The sequence below is a fragment of the Mesorhizobium australafricanum genome, from assembly GCF_033977265.1.
GTDB classification, from domain to species: domain Bacteria; phylum Pseudomonadota; class Alphaproteobacteria; order Rhizobiales; family Rhizobiaceae; genus Mesorhizobium; species Mesorhizobium australafricanum.
Genome location: NZ_JAVIIT010000035.1, coordinates 1 through 13,747, shown reverse-complemented (window position 1 = coordinate 13,747; position 13,747 = coordinate 1). Strand labels below are relative to the sequence as shown.

Here is a 13,747-nt window from a genome sequence, read left to right as displayed (position 1 = left end):
GATCACCCGGGACCAGCTGGTCCAACGTCACCATCTCAAGGGCGGTCTGTTCGGGGGCGGGTCGCTTCAACATGACCCAGTGAATCAAAAACCCCCGGCTAACGCCAGGGGTTTGTCAGCAGTCTGAGCCCGCTTTCGAGCGGGCTTTTTTGTTGGACAATGGCTTGGGAGGAAGTCATGTCCGCGCCGCGCGGTCGGGCGCCATGCCGTAATCCTCTGAGCGCTCGACGGCGCGGTAGAAATCGGCAAGCTGCTTGCCGCGCTCAGGCTTGAAGATGCGGCCGGCGATGACGACCGAGGCGATGCGGTCGATGCGGAAGGCGCGGAAATCGTCACGCATCTCGCACCAGGCAACCAGGGTCCAGACCTTGCCCCAGAACCACAGGCCCAAGGGCCTGATGTCGCGCGCGGTGCCGCGGCCGGCCTCGTCGGAATAGTCGATGGTCAGCACCTGGCGTTTCTCGACGGCGCGCTCGATGAGGTCGATGGCTTCGCGCGCGGCGTCGCTCACCACCCACATCGGGGTGTGGATCTCGGTGCGGGCGATGCGGTCCTTTTCGGTATCCGGCAGCACTGCGCCGATCTTGACCAGCGCCTCGTCAGCGGCCCTTGCCATTGCCGCGCCGCCAAAGGCGCGCACCATGCGGGCGCCGGCAACCAGCGCCACGATCTCGTCACGTGTGAACATCAGCGGCGGAAGGTCGAAACCCTCCCTCATCATGTAGCCGACGCCGGCTTCGCCGTCGATCGGCACGCCGGTCGACTGCAGGTCTGCTATGTCGCGGTAGATGGTGCGCTCGGAAACCTCGAGCCATGTGCCGAGCTTCTGCGCGGTGACCAGCCGGCCACCCCGCAAATGCTGCACGATCTGGAAAAGCCTGTCGGCACGACGCATCGATTTCTCCCCCGGGGTTTATGGCTTCAGCCCTTCGCGCTTGCGCTGCGCGGCAACGAACTTCGCACCGAAGGACAATCTGCCGGTGGTCGGCGTCTCCGCATCCAATACGCGCCAGAAGGGCGCGACATCGCTCAACGCCATGCCGCGCTCAACATCCTCGTGAGCGGCCTCGGCAACGGTGCGAAGATGATAGCCGATCGTCACCGGGCATGTCACCTCGGCGCCGTGCTCGATGGCCAAAGCGGCGCGCAGCGCGCGAACATCCATCTCCACCCCTTCAGGGATCGAGCGGATGAAGTCGTCGACCTGACGGGCGGTCGGCACCAGCATCGGCTGGCCCTCGACGACATCGCCAACCGTGCGCGGCGACGGCTTGATGCCGTTGATGCCCGCCGTGTTCAGCCTGTCGTTCCAGCTTTTCACCATTCGCGGATTACTCCGGATAGTCGGATCGAGTTCGTTGCTGTCAGGATCGAAGCCGCTCCAATTACCGCATGCCTCCTGACAACATGCTGTCAGGAGGCTGTGGCTAAGCTAGCGGCAAACAGAGGCTTCTTTCCCGGAACTCGGCATCATTGGCTGCCATTACATCTGGGCGCTGTGTCGTCACAATCCAAGTCGCGGCGCCAAAATTTCAGTTTCCGCGCACGCGGCCGGTGTAAAGGTCCGGCCAACCGATGTCCTTGCGGATATCCGCGGGCAAGGTGTTCAAGAAACGCTGGGTGCGGATCTCGTTCCGCACCGTGCGGATGCTGCCGACATAATGCTGCACGCTACGCAAGATGGTGAAACCGTTCATGACCAGACTCCTCTCTTTTTGATGAGGAGAGTATCTCACACCGCTCCTGACAGCAGTCTGTCAGGAGGTTGGCAGGGTACGGAAGAATGCGCCGTAAGGCTGGGCGAGGGTCCCGGAAACCGGCGTTTGTCAGGGGCGTTCCCTCAGGGCCTGCGCCGAGATCGGCTTTGACAGGCGCGGGCATTGCTGGTCAAAGGCGGCATGACGAAACTGCTCGCCCTTGTCATCATCGGCATCATGCTGATCCAGGTCATCAAGCCGCTCGGCTGGCCGGGGTTGAAGCGGCGCGGCGACTTCTGGAAGCTGGCACTGCTTGCCATGGCGGCGATATCGTTGGCGGCCGTCCTAGGGCATTGGGCCTAAGTCAGGTTGCTCTTTTCATCGCCAAGCACGAAATCCAGCAGATGCTCCGCCCAGGCGCGATAGCCTGCTTGCGAGGCGTGGAAGCCATCGGAGGCAAAGCCGGCCTCGGGATCGGTGATCGGCAGGCGCGCTGCGGCAATAGCGCCGCGCTCGTTGCAGAGGCGCACGCCCATGCGATTCATCGCGCCAGCGCGGATCTCGAGGATCCTGCCGAGCAATGGCGGCATTGCCGGCGCGCGGGTGAATTCCAGTACCGGCGACCACACCACGCGCGCTTCCGGCCATTTGGCCCGGAGCGCATAGAGCAGGCCGCCGAACTCCTTCTTGAAGCGCGGCACGGAGTGAAAGTTCTTGGTGTCATTGGTGCCGATGGCGAGCACGATATGCGTCCAGGGATCGGCCGACAGGTTGGGCAGGACATAGTCGCGGATCTGCCCGGAGGTCGCCGAATTGAAGCCGGCGGCGCGCCAACGCACGGCGCTGCCCGCGCGCTCGGCGATCAGGCCGGCAAGCTGCGCGGCAAGCCCATATTCGGATTGCTCGATGCCGACCGACGCTGCCGAGGAGTCGCCCAGGACCAGCAATGCGACCGCCGGCGACCGGCCCGCAATCTCATGCAGGACCGGACCTCTGGCCGGCAGCATGCGCGTGGTGCGGCGGCGCACGCCGAGGCCCTGCCAGATATAGACCGGGAAAGCGAGCCAGGTGAGAAAGGCAAGCAGGCGCTGCATGGCGGTTTCCGTCAGAGCAGTTCACCGTTTCACGGAAACGGCGAGCTGCTCTCTCCTCTTTTCGTTTAGCGCAATTCCGGACGGAAAACCGTTTCACACTTTTCCTGGAATTGCTTTGCGTGACAGCAAGCCATTAGCGCATGTCTCGCCCGAGGTGAACGACGTCGATCATTCGCAGCAGTCGGGCTGGTCCTTTGCCTTGTCCTGATATTCGTCGTGGAGGCGCACCCAGTCCATCAGGCCGTGATAGGGGCCGGTCTCGTCGCGGCCCTTCGGCGTCATGTCGAGATAATGATAGGCGCCGATCAGCGCGTCGCCGCCGCGGGCACGCGACAGGAAGGTGAGGAAGATATCGCCGCACTCATTGCGGTAGAAGACACTGGTGCCGGGCAGGTCTTTCGAGCGCAAAGGGCGCTTCTCGAAATTGTAGGTGGTGTCGCCGGCGGCGATCTGCTTGTCGGTGAAGGAGACCTGCAGGTCGAAGTTGAAATCGGACGCATAGGACGACACCCAGTCGAACTCCCAGCCCATGCGCTGCTTGTAAGGCAGGATTTCGGTCAGCGGCGCACGCGAGACGACGATCAGCGAGACGTCATGGTGCTTGAGATGCTGATTGGCGCCGTCGATATGGTCAGCGAGGAACGAGCATCCCTTGCAACGGTGATCGGAGCCCGGCGTCATCATGAAGTGATAGACGATGAGCTGGCTCTTGCCGGCGAACAGCTCGGCAAGGCGCTTCGGCCCCGCTTCGCTTTCGAAGACATAATCCTTGCGCAGCTTGAACCAGGGCAGTTGCCGCCGCTCGGCGGCGATAAGGTCGCGGAACCGTGTCAGTTCCTTCTCGCGCTCGAGGTGTTTTCGGTGCGCTTCGAACCAGTCTTCGCGCGAAACCACGGCATTGCGTTGCATGACCATCTCCTGTCCTCTCCTGCCAAGGACGTTCGACATCGGCTCAACCCGACACAGCCGCCGCTGTTTCGCTGCATCAGGTAGGAATGCGGCCCGCAAAAAACAAAACCCGGGCCGATGGCCCGGGTTTTCAAGGCATGAAGGGGAGTCGCGTCAGGCGGCCTTTTCCAGCGCCGGCTGCCATTTTCCAAGCGCCGCCAGATGGTTCATGTGGGCGCGGTGGGTGAAGGCGGCCTGGCCGGCGGCGACGTTCGAGGCCTTGCCGCTCCACGCCTTCTGCGGCGCCGCCTGCAGGGCACGGCCATAAGAGAAAGTCAGTTTCCACGGGTGTGGCCCGATGGCGTTGATGGCGTTGAGGTTGGCCGTCGCCTCCTCGTCCTCCTGGCCGCCGGAGAGGAAGGCAATGCCCGGCACTGCCGACGGCACCACCTCGCGGAACAGTTTTATCGTCTTCTCCGCGATTTCCGCGGGGCTGTCGGTCTTGCCCGACTTCTTGCCGGAGATGACCATGTTCGGCTTCAAGATCGAGCCTTCCAGGACGACGCGCGCCGCGTAGAGTTCGTCATAGAGCTTGATCAGCGTCGCCTTGCTGATCTCGTAGCAGGTGTCGATCGAGTGGGCGCCGTCCATCAGCACTTCCGGCTCGACGATCGGCACGATGCCGGCTTCCTGGCAAAGCGCGGCATAGCGGGCCAGAGCATGGGTGTTGGAGGCGATCGAATTGGCGGAAGGCACGCCCTTGCCGGTGTCGATGTCGATCACGGCGCGCCACTTGGCAAAACGCGCGCCGAGCTTGTAATAGTCGGCAAGCCGCTCGCGCAGCCCGTCGAGGCCCTCGGTGATGGTGTCGCCGGGAAAGCCGGCGAGAGGCTTGGCGCCGGCGTCGACCTTGATGCCCGGAATGGAGCCGGCCGCCTTGATGATGTCGACCAGCGGCGTCCCGTCGGCAGCCTTCTGGCGAATGGTCTCGTCATAGAGGATGACGCCTGAGATGTACCGGGACATCGCCTCCTTGGACCGGAACATCATCTCGCGATAGTCGCGCCGGTTGTCGGCGGTCGATTCGACGCCGATGACGTCGAAACGCTTCTTGATGGTGCCGGAGCTCTCATCGGCAGCCAAAAGGCCTTTGCCATCGGCCACGATAGCAGCGGCAATATCTTCAAGACGTTCGCTCATGATGCTCTCCTTGACGGTGTTGGTTCCGCGCTTAACGGAACTCTACCGCCAAAGGAATGGGGTCGAAAAGCTCGAATCGATTGAAAGCCAGGCGCGGTTTCGCGTGTTCCCGGAATATTGATTGAGCCGCAATTCCGGACGGAAGGCTACGGCGACGTCGCCGAGCCTAAACGCGCCACACCTTTCCTGGAATTGCTTAGCGCTTCAGCACCTCGACGCCCGGCAAGGGCTTGCCTTCCATCCATTCCAGGAAGGCGCCGCCGGCGGTCGAGACATAGGTGAAGTCGTCGGCGACGCCGGCATGGTTGAGCGCGGCCACCGTGTCGCCGCCGCCGGCGACGGAGACCAGCTTGCCTGCCTTTGTGCGCGCGGCCGCATGCTTTGCCGCCGCCACCGTGGCGCGGTCGAAGGGTTCGATCTCGAAGGCGCCAAGCGGGCCGTTCCAGACCAGCGTGGCGGCGCGATCGATCCAGTCGTTGACGCTCTGCACGGTCTTTGCGCCGACATCGAGGATCATGCCATCGGCCGGCACCTCCGAGATGGCGACGGTCTCGCTGGCGGCGCCCGCCTTGAATTCCTTGGCGACGACGCCGTCGGCGGGCAGGATGATGGCGCAGCCCGCCTCCGCCGCCTCGATCATGATCTGCTTGGCGGTGCCGGCGAGGTCATGTTCGCAGAGCGATTTGCCGACATCGGTGCCGCGCGCGGCAAGAAAAGTGTTGGCCATGCCGCCGCCGATCACCAGCGCGTCGACCTTCTTCACCAGGTTCATCAAGAGGTCGATCTTGCTCGAGATCTTGGCGCCGCCGACGATGGCCACCACCGGTCTAACCGGATTGCCGAGACCCTTTTCCAGCGCGTCGAGCTCCGCCTGCATGGTGCGGCCGGCATAGGCCGGCAAGTGACGCGCCAGGCCTTCGGTCGACGCATGCGCGCGGTGCGCGGCGGAAAAGGCGTCGTTGACATAAATGTCGCCATTGGCGGCGAGCTTTTCGGTGAAGGCCGGCTCGTTCTTCTCCTCGGCCTTGTAGAAGCGGGTGTTTTCGAACAGCAGGACATCGCCGTCCTTCATGGCGGCGACGGCATCCGCGGCCTTGTCGCCGACGCAGTCGGCGGCGAAGCCGACGGGGCGGCCGAGAACTTCGGCCGTGGCCTTGGCGATCGGCTCGAGCGAGAACTCGGCCGAAGGCCCGTCCTTCGGGCGGCCGAAATGCGCGAGCAGGATAATTTTGGCGCCCTTCTTCGAGAGCTCGGCGATGGTCGGCGCGATGCGTTCGATGCGGGTGGCATCGGTCACCTTGCCGTCGGCGACGGGCACATTGAGGTCGACGCGCACCAGGACGCGTTTGCCGCTGACGGCGCCGATGTCATCGAGTGTCTTGAAGCCGGCCATGGTCGTTCCTTCCTAGTGCCTTGACGCAATTCCGGACGGAAAACCGCCACACTTTTCCTGGAATTGCTCCAGCGAAAACGCGGCGACCTTACCCGGCACAAAGGACGATGCAAGGGCTGCGTTGAAGCGAGCGCGCAAAAATGATGTCGCCGTGAGACATCAGCCTTCGCCGGCTGCCTTTTGTCCGTCCAGATCGGGCGCCGCCGTGTCGATCGGCACGTCCTCGGCTGCCCGCCTTTGCGCCGGCCCGCGCCAGTTGCGGATCAGCGCGGCGACGCGGTCGCCGATCTCACCCGCGCTGAGGAAGACCGGCACGCGCGCCACCGGCGCGGTCGGCTCGAAGGACAGGCCAAGCCCGGTGATCCTGCCTTTCTCGTCGACATCGCGCACGATCAGCTCGATTGGGCCGATCATCACGCGGTCGGCATATTCGGGATGTCCGCCGAGCCGTTCCGAAACCAGCGCGGCAACGGTGAGTTTTTGTTCGGCCTCAGTCAGGCCCGGTCCGTAGGCGGCTTCCAGCTCGGCGGCGGAGCGGGCCGGATCGAGGGCGAAGGCGCCGAAGAAGTCGGCATCCTCCGGATCGACCATGGCGCGGCTGGCAAAAAGCTTGTCGAGCAGGCGCGGATAGCGGTCCGGCACGAAGATGTACACCTGATCGCCGGCCGCCAGCCTGCCCATGTCCTGGAAGCGCATCGAGCGGCCGTCGCGCAGCACCAGCGAGGGCCTTGCCCAACGCGGGATGCGCTCGCCGCGCGCCACCGGGCTGCCAGGTGCCACGCGATAGGCGAGCAGCTCGTGATGGGCCGAGCCCGGCAATTCGAGCTCCACCTTGTCCAGCGGCCCGAGACGCGCCGGCACGATCAGGCCGAGGCGGCGCGCCAGCGGCCCGACCGTCCAGCCCTGCACCACCAGCGACACCAGCACGATTATGAAGGCGGCGTTGAAGATCAGGCGGCCATGTTCGAGGCCGCCGAGCAGCGGCGTGATGGCAAGCAGGATCGAGACCGCGCCGCGCAGGCCGACCCAGGAGACGAAGGCGACCTCCGGACGCGGCAGGCGGAACGGGATCAGACAGAGCCAGACGGCTAAAGGCCGCGCAACGAAGATGAGAAACAGCCCGAGCAGGGTCGCCGGCACCAGGATCGCAGGGAACTGCGAAGGCGTGGCGAACAGGCCGAGGATCAGGAACATGATGATCTGCGCCAGCCACGACATGCCGTCCTGGAAGCGCTTCAGGATGGTGACGGCGCGGATGTCGGAATTTCCGGCGATCAGACCGGCAAGGTAGACGGCGAGGAAGCCCGAGCCGCCAATGGCGCCGGCTGCCGCGAACACCATCAGCGACAGCGTCAGCACGAAGATCGGCAGCAGGCCGTGGTCGAGATTCAGCCGCTCGACAAGGCGTACGATGCCAAAACCGCCGAGCACGCCGATAACGGCGCCGAGTCCCATATTGGCGAGGAAGCCGAGCAAAAGGTTGGTGGCCAGCACATTGGCTTGCGGGTTGGCATGCGCGGCGATGATCTCGACCAGGGTGATGGTGAGGAAGATGGCGATCGGATCGTTGGTGCCGGATTCCACTTCGAGCGTCGCGCGCACGCGCTCGCGCAGATGGATTTCGCCGGCGCGCAGCAGGAAGAACACGGCAGCCGCGTCTGTCGAGGCGACGGCGGCGCCAAGCAGCGAGGATTCCAGCCAGCTAAGTTTGAGAAAATAGGAAGCGGCGACGCTGAAGATGCCGGTGGTCAAGATAACGCCGATCGTGGCCAGCGACAGCGCCGGTCCGGCTGCCTGGCGCAACGCGTTGAGCGGCGTGCCGAAACCGGAATCGAACAGGATGATGGCCAAAGCCAGTGAGCCGGCAAAATAAGCCAGCCGCGCATTGTCGAATTCGATGCCGAGTCCGTCGACACCGGTGGCAAGCCCGATGCAGAGGAACAGGAGCAGCAGGGGAGCGCCGAAGCGGAAGGCGATCAGGCTCGAAAACGCGGCGGCAACGACAAGCGTGGTGCCGACCAGCGTCACAAGATAGATCGCATGCTCCATCCGCTATTGCCCCTCAAATGCGCGTCCCTCCCGCTTTACGGCAGAGTGGGGCGAAGACATGACCAGTGCAAGGCGGCAGCATGGTTTTTTGGGCAGTGCCTCCAACTTCGTCATTTCAGGGTCTGCGCGCGTCGCTCCGCTCCCTGCTCCGCCCTGGAATGACGACGCGACTGGTGTTCCGGTTAATCTCCGTGGTGCGCGGATCCGCCTGATCTTAAACGAAAACGCCCGGCCGAAGCCGGGCGTTTCAAATTGGCAGATGAACCTTGGATCAGGCGATGGTCTTGCCGAAGGCAACGGCGGTGTCGCCCATGCGGTTCGAGAAGCCCCATTCATTGTCGTACCAGGACAGGACCGAAACGAAGTTGCCGTCCATCACCTTGGTCTGGTCGAGTGCCACGATCGAGGAATGCGGATCGTGGTTGAAGTCAATCGACACGTTCGGATGGTGGGTGACGGACAGAACACCCTTCAGCTTGCCGTTGGACGCGGCGATGACCGCCTCGTTGATTTCCTGCGCGGTTGTCGAGCGCTTGGCGATGAACTTGAAGTCGACGACCGAGACGTTCGGGGTCGGCACGCGGATCGAAATGCCGTCGAGCTTGCCCTTGAGCTCGGGCAGCACAAGGCCGATAGCCTTGGCCGCACCGGTCGAGGTCGGGATCTGCGAGAGCGCTGCCGCGCGGGCGCGGTAGAGGTCCTTGTGCATGGTGTCCAGCGTCGGCTGGTCGCCGGTGTAGGAGTGGATCGTCGTCATCATGCCCTTCTCGATGCCGACGGTCTCATGCAGCACGGCCGCCAGCGGCGCCAGGCAGTTGGTGGTGCAGGACGCGTTCGAGATGACGATGTGGTCCTTGGTCAGCTTGTCGTGGTTGATGCCGTAGACGACGGTCAGGTCGGCGCCTTCGGCGGGCGCCGAGACGAGGACGCGCTTGGCGCCGGCGGTCAGGTGCGCGGCGGCCTTGTCGCGGGCGGTGAAGATGCCGGTGCATTCGAGCGCGATGTCGACGCCGAGGTCCTTCCACGGCAGTTGGGTCGGGTCCTTGATGGCGGTGACCTTGAACTTCTCCTTGCCGACGGTGATCTGGTCGCCATCGACCGTCACCTCGTGTGGGAAGCGGCCGTGCACGCTGTCATAGCGCAGCAGGTGCGCGTTGGTCTCGACCGGGCCGAGATCGTTGACGGCGACGACGTCGATGTCCTTGCGACCGGATTCATGGATGGCGCGCAGGATGTTACGGCCGATACGGCCAAATCCGTTGATGGCAACTCTGACGGTCATTGTTCTCTCCCTTGGAGGCTGGAAAGCGGATGGGTCCGCAGTTTCATAACGGCGGACGGTGTAAGAATCCAGCCGCAGAAGGTCGCATTTAAATCGATTAGGTTGGTCCAGCCCGGCAAAACCGTTAATCGGCGCTGCCGGGCCCGGACCAATTCCTATTTGCCGTGCAGACGGGCTTCGACCGCCTTTGCAGCGGCATCGGCGGTGATGCCGAAATGCGGATAAAGCTGCTCGATCGTGCCCGAGGCGCCGAAGCCGTGCATGCCGACGAAGATGCCGTCAGTGCCGATCAGGTGGTCCCAGCCCTGGCGGATGCCGGCTTCGATCGCGACCTTCACCTTGGCGTTGCCGATGGTCTTCTTGCGGTAATCGTCGCTCTGCTGGTCGAACAGTTCGAAGCAGGGCACCGAGACGACGCGCGTGGGGTGGCCGTGCTTTTCGAGCAGGTCGCGCGCACCGAGCGCGATCTCGACCTCGGAGCCGGTGGCAAAGATCGTCACCACCGCTTCGCCGCCGGCGGCGGCCAGTTCGTAGGCGCCCTGGCGGCTGAGGTTCTTCTCGCTGAATTCCGTGCGCACCGTCGGCAGGTTCTGGCGGGTCAGCGCCAGGGTCGACGGTGTCTTTTCGGATTCGAGCGCGATCTGCCAGCATTCCGCCGTCTCGACCGCGTCGGCCGGGCGGAAGACATTGTGGTTGGGAATCGCGCGCAGCGCCGCCAGATGCTCGACCGGCTGGTGGGTCGGGCCATCCTCGCCGAGGCCGATCGAGTCATGCGTCATGACGAAGATCGAACGGATGCCCATCAGCGAGGCCAGACGCATCGACGGACGGGCGTAGTCGGAGAAGCACATGAAGGTGCCGCCATAGGCGATCAGGCCGCCATGCAGGGTCAGCCCGTTGATCGCCGCCGCCATGCCGTGCTCGCGAATGCCGTAGTGGACATAGCGCTGGCCGTAATCGTCCGGCGTGATGTTCTTGGTCTGGCTGGTCTTGGTGTTGTTGGAACCGGTGAGGTCGGCCGAACCGCCGATGGTTTCCGGCACCGCGCCGTTGATGACTTCCAGCGCCATTTCGGAGGACTTGCGGGTCGCGACCTTCGGCTTGTCGGCCGAGAGCTTCTTCTTGTAGTCGGCGATGACGGCGTCGAAGTTGGAGGGCAGCTTGCCGGCGAGGCGGCGCTCGAATTCGCTCTTGAGCTGGGTGTCGGCCTTGGCCAGGCGACCTTCCCAGTCGGCGCGTGCCTTGGCGCCGCCCTTGCCGACGGCGCGCCAGCCGTCGAGGATGTCGGCGGGAATCTCGAAGGGCGGCGATTCCCAGTTGAAGAATTTGCGCGCCCCGGCGATTTCCTCGGCACCCAGCGGCGAGCCATGCGCCTTGTTGGTGCCGGCCTTGGTCGGGGCGCCGAAGCCGATGGTGGTCTTGCAGGCAATCATCGTCGGCTTGTCGGAATGGCGCGCCGCCTCGATGGCGTAGGCGATGGCTTCCGGATCGGTGCCGTCGATGTGGCTGGCGTTCCAGCCCGAAGCCTGGAAGCGGGCGACCTGGTCGGTGTTGTCGGCCAGCGAGACCGGGCCGTCGATCGAGATGTTGTTGTTGTCCCAGAAGACGATCAGCTTGTTGAGCTTCAGGTGCCCGGCCAGCGCGATGGCTTCCTGGGAGACGCCTTCCATCAGGCAGCCGTCGCCGGCCAGCACATAAGTGTAGTGGTTGACGAGGTCGTTGCCGAAGGCGGCGTTCATGATGCGCTCGCCGAGCGCGAAGCCGACCGAATTGGCAAGGCCCTGGCCAAGCGGGCCGGTGGTGGTCTCGATGCCGGCGGCGTGGCCATATTCGGGATGGCCGGCGGTCTTGGAACCGAGCTGGCGGAAATTCTTGATCTGGTCGATCGTCATGTCCTCATAGCCGGTGAGGTAGAGGAGCGAATAGAGCAGCATCGAGCCGTGACCGGCCGACAGGATGAAGCGGTCGCGGTCGGCCCAGTGTGGGGCCTTGGCGTCGAATTTCAGGAAGCGGCTGAACAGCACGGTGGCGATGTCGGCGCAGCCCATCGGCAGGCCGGGGTGGCCCGAATTCGCCTTCTCGACGGCGTCCATGGCAAGAAAACGGATCGCATTGGCCATCCGGTCATGTTGTTCGCGCGAGCTCATGCTTCCTCCGGGAAATCGGGTTGAGGGCCTTGGGAGAACCCTAGGGAAAGGGTTGCGCGACACATAGCAGGCACGGCCTTTTAGTCAACAAATGGGGGCGGTTTTTGCCGGGCTTGTGATGCGGTGTTTTTGTATGTCGGGCGCCTTACATTAGCGATAGCGGGGGACAGTCGCGAGAGCTTTGTTGACGCACGCTTCACCCGGTGCCTAATCTTTCCAAGGTAACGCGTTCTGAACGCGAGCGATTCGGTGATGGGCAGGGCATAGGACGAAGCCATGACCGGGGAAACGACCCTCAAGGAAGTCATCGCCAGGCTGGGCAAAGCCATGGAAGGGCTGGAAAACGCCGTGGCGGCGAAGCTCGAGCATGAGCGCGATTACTCGGAAGCCGAGGCCGAGGTGCAGCGCATGAACGCCGACCGCTCGCGCCTGGCGCAGGAGCTCGACAATTCAGAAGCGCGCGCCGAGCGGCTGGAAGATGCCAACAAGGAAGTGTCGCGCCGGCTGGTGACCGCCATGGAAACCATCCGGGCGGTGCTGGACAGGTAGGGCAATGGCACAGGTCACGGTTTCCATCGACGGCAAGCAGTATCGCATGGCCTGCGACGAGGGCCAGGAAGAGCATCTGATCGACCTTGCCGAGCGCTTCGACCGTTATGTCTCGCATCTGAAGGATTCCTTCGGCGAGATCGGCGACCAGAGGCTCACCGTCATGGCCGGCATCATGGTGATGGACGAGCTCTCCGAGCTCGCCAAGCGCGTCAAGGGCATGGAGAGTGAAGTGCTGACACTGCGCAAGACGCGCGACGAGGCGCTGACCAAAGCCGACAAGAGCGACAACGTGCTGACCACCGCGCTTGCCGCACTTGCGCAGCGCATGGAAGATCTGGCGACGACGCTGGCGGTGAAGAAGGCATAAAGCGCGTCGCGCTGAAAACGGATTCAAGCGACGCGCTTCGCCCAAAACCGCTATGCACTTTGGGTGACATGCATTGAGCCCGTCCGCGGCCAAACAGCCATCGCGGAAATTCCTGCTGTCTTTTCCAGGAAAAGACGAAATTTTTCCGCCACTCCAATCACGCTTGCAGACACAAGCCTTTTGAACCGGGCCGCGCGGCGGTATAGAAGGCGGAGCCACGCCGATGGGGTTGTCCCATGCCGGCGACATGTCTCAGGGTAGGGAGCACACAATGAGTCTTCGTATCAACGATATCGCGCCGGACTTCACGGCCGAGACCACGCAAGGCACGATCAATTTCCACGACTGGATCGGCGACGGCTGGGCGGTGCTGTTCAGCCACCCGAAGAATTTCACGCCGGTCTGCACGACCGAGCTCGGCACCATGGCCGGTCTCGAAGGCGACTTCAAAAAGCGCAACGTCAAGATTATCGGCATTTCCGTCGATCCGGTGTCGAGCCACGACAAGTGGCAAGCCGATATCAAGACCGCCACCGGCCAAACTGTGAACTACCCGCTGATCGGCGACAAGGACCTCAAGGTCGCCAAGCTTTACGAGATGCTGCCGGCGGGCGCGGGCGAAAGCTCGGATGGCCGCACGCCGGCCGACAATGCCACCGTGCGCTCGGTCTACGTCATCGGCCCGGACAAGAAGATCAAGCTGGTGCTGACCTATCCGATGACGACGGGCCGCAACTTCGACGAGATCCTGCGCGTCATCGATTCCATCCAGCTGACGGCCAAGCACCAGGTGGCGACGCCGGCCAACTGGAAGCAGGGCGACGACGTCATCATCACCGCCGCCGTCTCCAACGAGGATGCGATCAAGCGTTTTGGAGCGTATGAGACGGTGCTGCCGTATCTGCGCAAGACCAAGCAGCCGACAGCTTGAACTTCCTTCTCCCCGTTCACGGTAGGGCTATCGCATATGAGTAAAGAGCTCATAGAAGAAGTCTTTGCTCCAGTTGGCTCTGCGCATTTTGCTTGCGATAGGTTTGTCGAGGGGGTGAGCGGTCAAGATGTTTTGAGCGAGCCTGCG

At 63.5% G+C, this 13,747-nt stretch carries 14 protein-coding genes; 4 read left to right on the top strand and 10 right to left on the bottom strand.

Annotated elements, in window-relative coordinates; all coding sequences use genetic code 11:
* Positions 1–175: 175 nt before the first annotated feature.
* From RFM98_RS30820 to RFM98_RS30810, 3 genes are all read right to left on the bottom strand, one after another.
* Positions 176–895: a helix-turn-helix transcriptional regulator gene (locus tag RFM98_RS30820; protein WP_027166621.1), complete on the bottom strand. Its 720-nt coding sequence runs from the start codon at positions 893–895 to the stop codon at positions 176–178.
* 18 nt (positions 896–913) lie between these two features.
* Positions 914–1,324 carry a hypothetical protein gene (locus RFM98_RS30815; protein WP_320312255.1) on the bottom strand — a complete coding sequence of 137 codons (411 nt, stop codon included), beginning with the start codon at positions 1,322–1,324 and terminating at the stop codon, positions 914–916.
* Between the two features lie 208 nt (positions 1,325–1,532).
* Complete coding sequence (locus RFM98_RS30810) at positions 1,533–1,697, bottom strand: hypothetical protein (RefSeq protein ID WP_320312254.1); 165 nt, start codon at positions 1,695–1,697, stop codon at positions 1,533–1,535.
* Between the two features lie 183 nt (positions 1,698–1,880).
* Between RFM98_RS30810 and RFM98_RS30805 the strand changes: the two genes are divergently transcribed.
* The gene (locus RFM98_RS30805) at positions 1,881–2,060 is read left to right on the top strand and encodes a hypothetical protein (RefSeq protein WP_040985195.1); all 180 of its coding nucleotides are present in this window, start codon (positions 1,881–1,883) and stop codon (positions 2,058–2,060) included.
* Here the strand turns inward: RFM98_RS30805 and RFM98_RS30800 are convergent.
* The 7 genes from RFM98_RS30800 to tkt form a co-directional block, all read right to left on the bottom strand.
* A complete protein-coding gene (locus RFM98_RS30800; RefSeq protein WP_320312253.1) occupies positions 2,057–2,791 on the bottom strand; it encodes an SGNH/GDSL hydrolase family protein in 735 nt (244 codons plus the stop codon). The two genes, RFM98_RS30805 and RFM98_RS30800, sit on opposite strands and share 4 nt — an antisense overlap.
* A gap of 168 nt (positions 2,792–2,959) precedes the next feature.
* Positions 2,960–3,700: a DUF899 domain-containing protein gene (locus RFM98_RS30795; RefSeq protein WP_320312252.1), complete on the bottom strand. Its 741-nt coding sequence runs from the start codon at positions 3,698–3,700 to the stop codon at positions 2,960–2,962.
* Positions 3,701–3,853: 153 nt separating this feature from the next.
* Positions 3,854–4,879, bottom strand: coding sequence for a class I fructose-bisphosphate aldolase (locus RFM98_RS30790; protein ID WP_320312251.1), 1,026 nt, complete (start codon positions 4,877–4,879; stop codon positions 3,854–3,856).
* Between the two features lie 196 nt (positions 4,880–5,075).
* A complete protein-coding gene (locus tag RFM98_RS30785) occupies positions 5,076–6,272 on the bottom strand; it encodes a phosphoglycerate kinase (RefSeq protein WP_320312250.1) in 1,197 nt (398 codons plus the stop codon).
* A 159-nt stretch (positions 6,273–6,431) separates the two neighbouring features.
* Positions 6,432–8,321, bottom strand: coding sequence for a potassium/proton antiporter (locus RFM98_RS30780; RefSeq protein ID WP_320312249.1), 1,890 nt, complete (start codon positions 8,319–8,321; stop codon positions 6,432–6,434).
* 271 nt (positions 8,322–8,592) lie between these two features.
* Positions 8,593–9,603 (bottom strand): type I glyceraldehyde-3-phosphate dehydrogenase, encoded by a 1,011-nt coding sequence (gene gap / locus RFM98_RS30775; RefSeq protein ID WP_320312248.1) that lies wholly within the window; start codon positions 9,601–9,603, stop codon positions 8,593–8,595.
* A gap of 155 nt (positions 9,604–9,758) precedes the next feature.
* Complete coding sequence (gene tkt / locus RFM98_RS30770; protein WP_320312247.1) at positions 9,759–11,750, bottom strand: transketolase; 1,992 nt, start codon at positions 11,748–11,750, stop codon at positions 9,759–9,761.
* A 276-nt stretch (positions 11,751–12,026) separates the two neighbouring features.
* Here tkt and RFM98_RS30765 point away from each other — a divergent pair, with 276 nt between their 5' ends.
* The 3 genes from RFM98_RS30765 (at position 12,027) to RFM98_RS30755 (ending at position 13,600) form a co-directional block, all read left to right on the top strand.
* Positions 12,027–12,299: a DUF4164 domain-containing protein gene (locus tag RFM98_RS30765; RefSeq protein ID WP_023763725.1), complete on the top strand. Its 273-nt coding sequence runs from the start codon at positions 12,027–12,029 to the stop codon at positions 12,297–12,299.
* Positions 12,300–12,303: 4 nt separating this feature from the next.
* Positions 12,304–12,669: a cell division protein ZapA gene (locus RFM98_RS30760; protein WP_320216695.1), complete on the top strand. Its 366-nt coding sequence runs from the start codon at positions 12,304–12,306 to the stop codon at positions 12,667–12,669.
* Positions 12,670–12,940: 271 nt separating this feature from the next.
* Positions 12,941–13,600 (top strand): peroxiredoxin, encoded by a 660-nt coding sequence (locus RFM98_RS30755; protein ID WP_320312246.1) that lies wholly within the window; start codon positions 12,941–12,943, stop codon positions 13,598–13,600.
* The last annotated feature ends 147 nt before the right edge of the window (positions 13,601–13,747 follow it).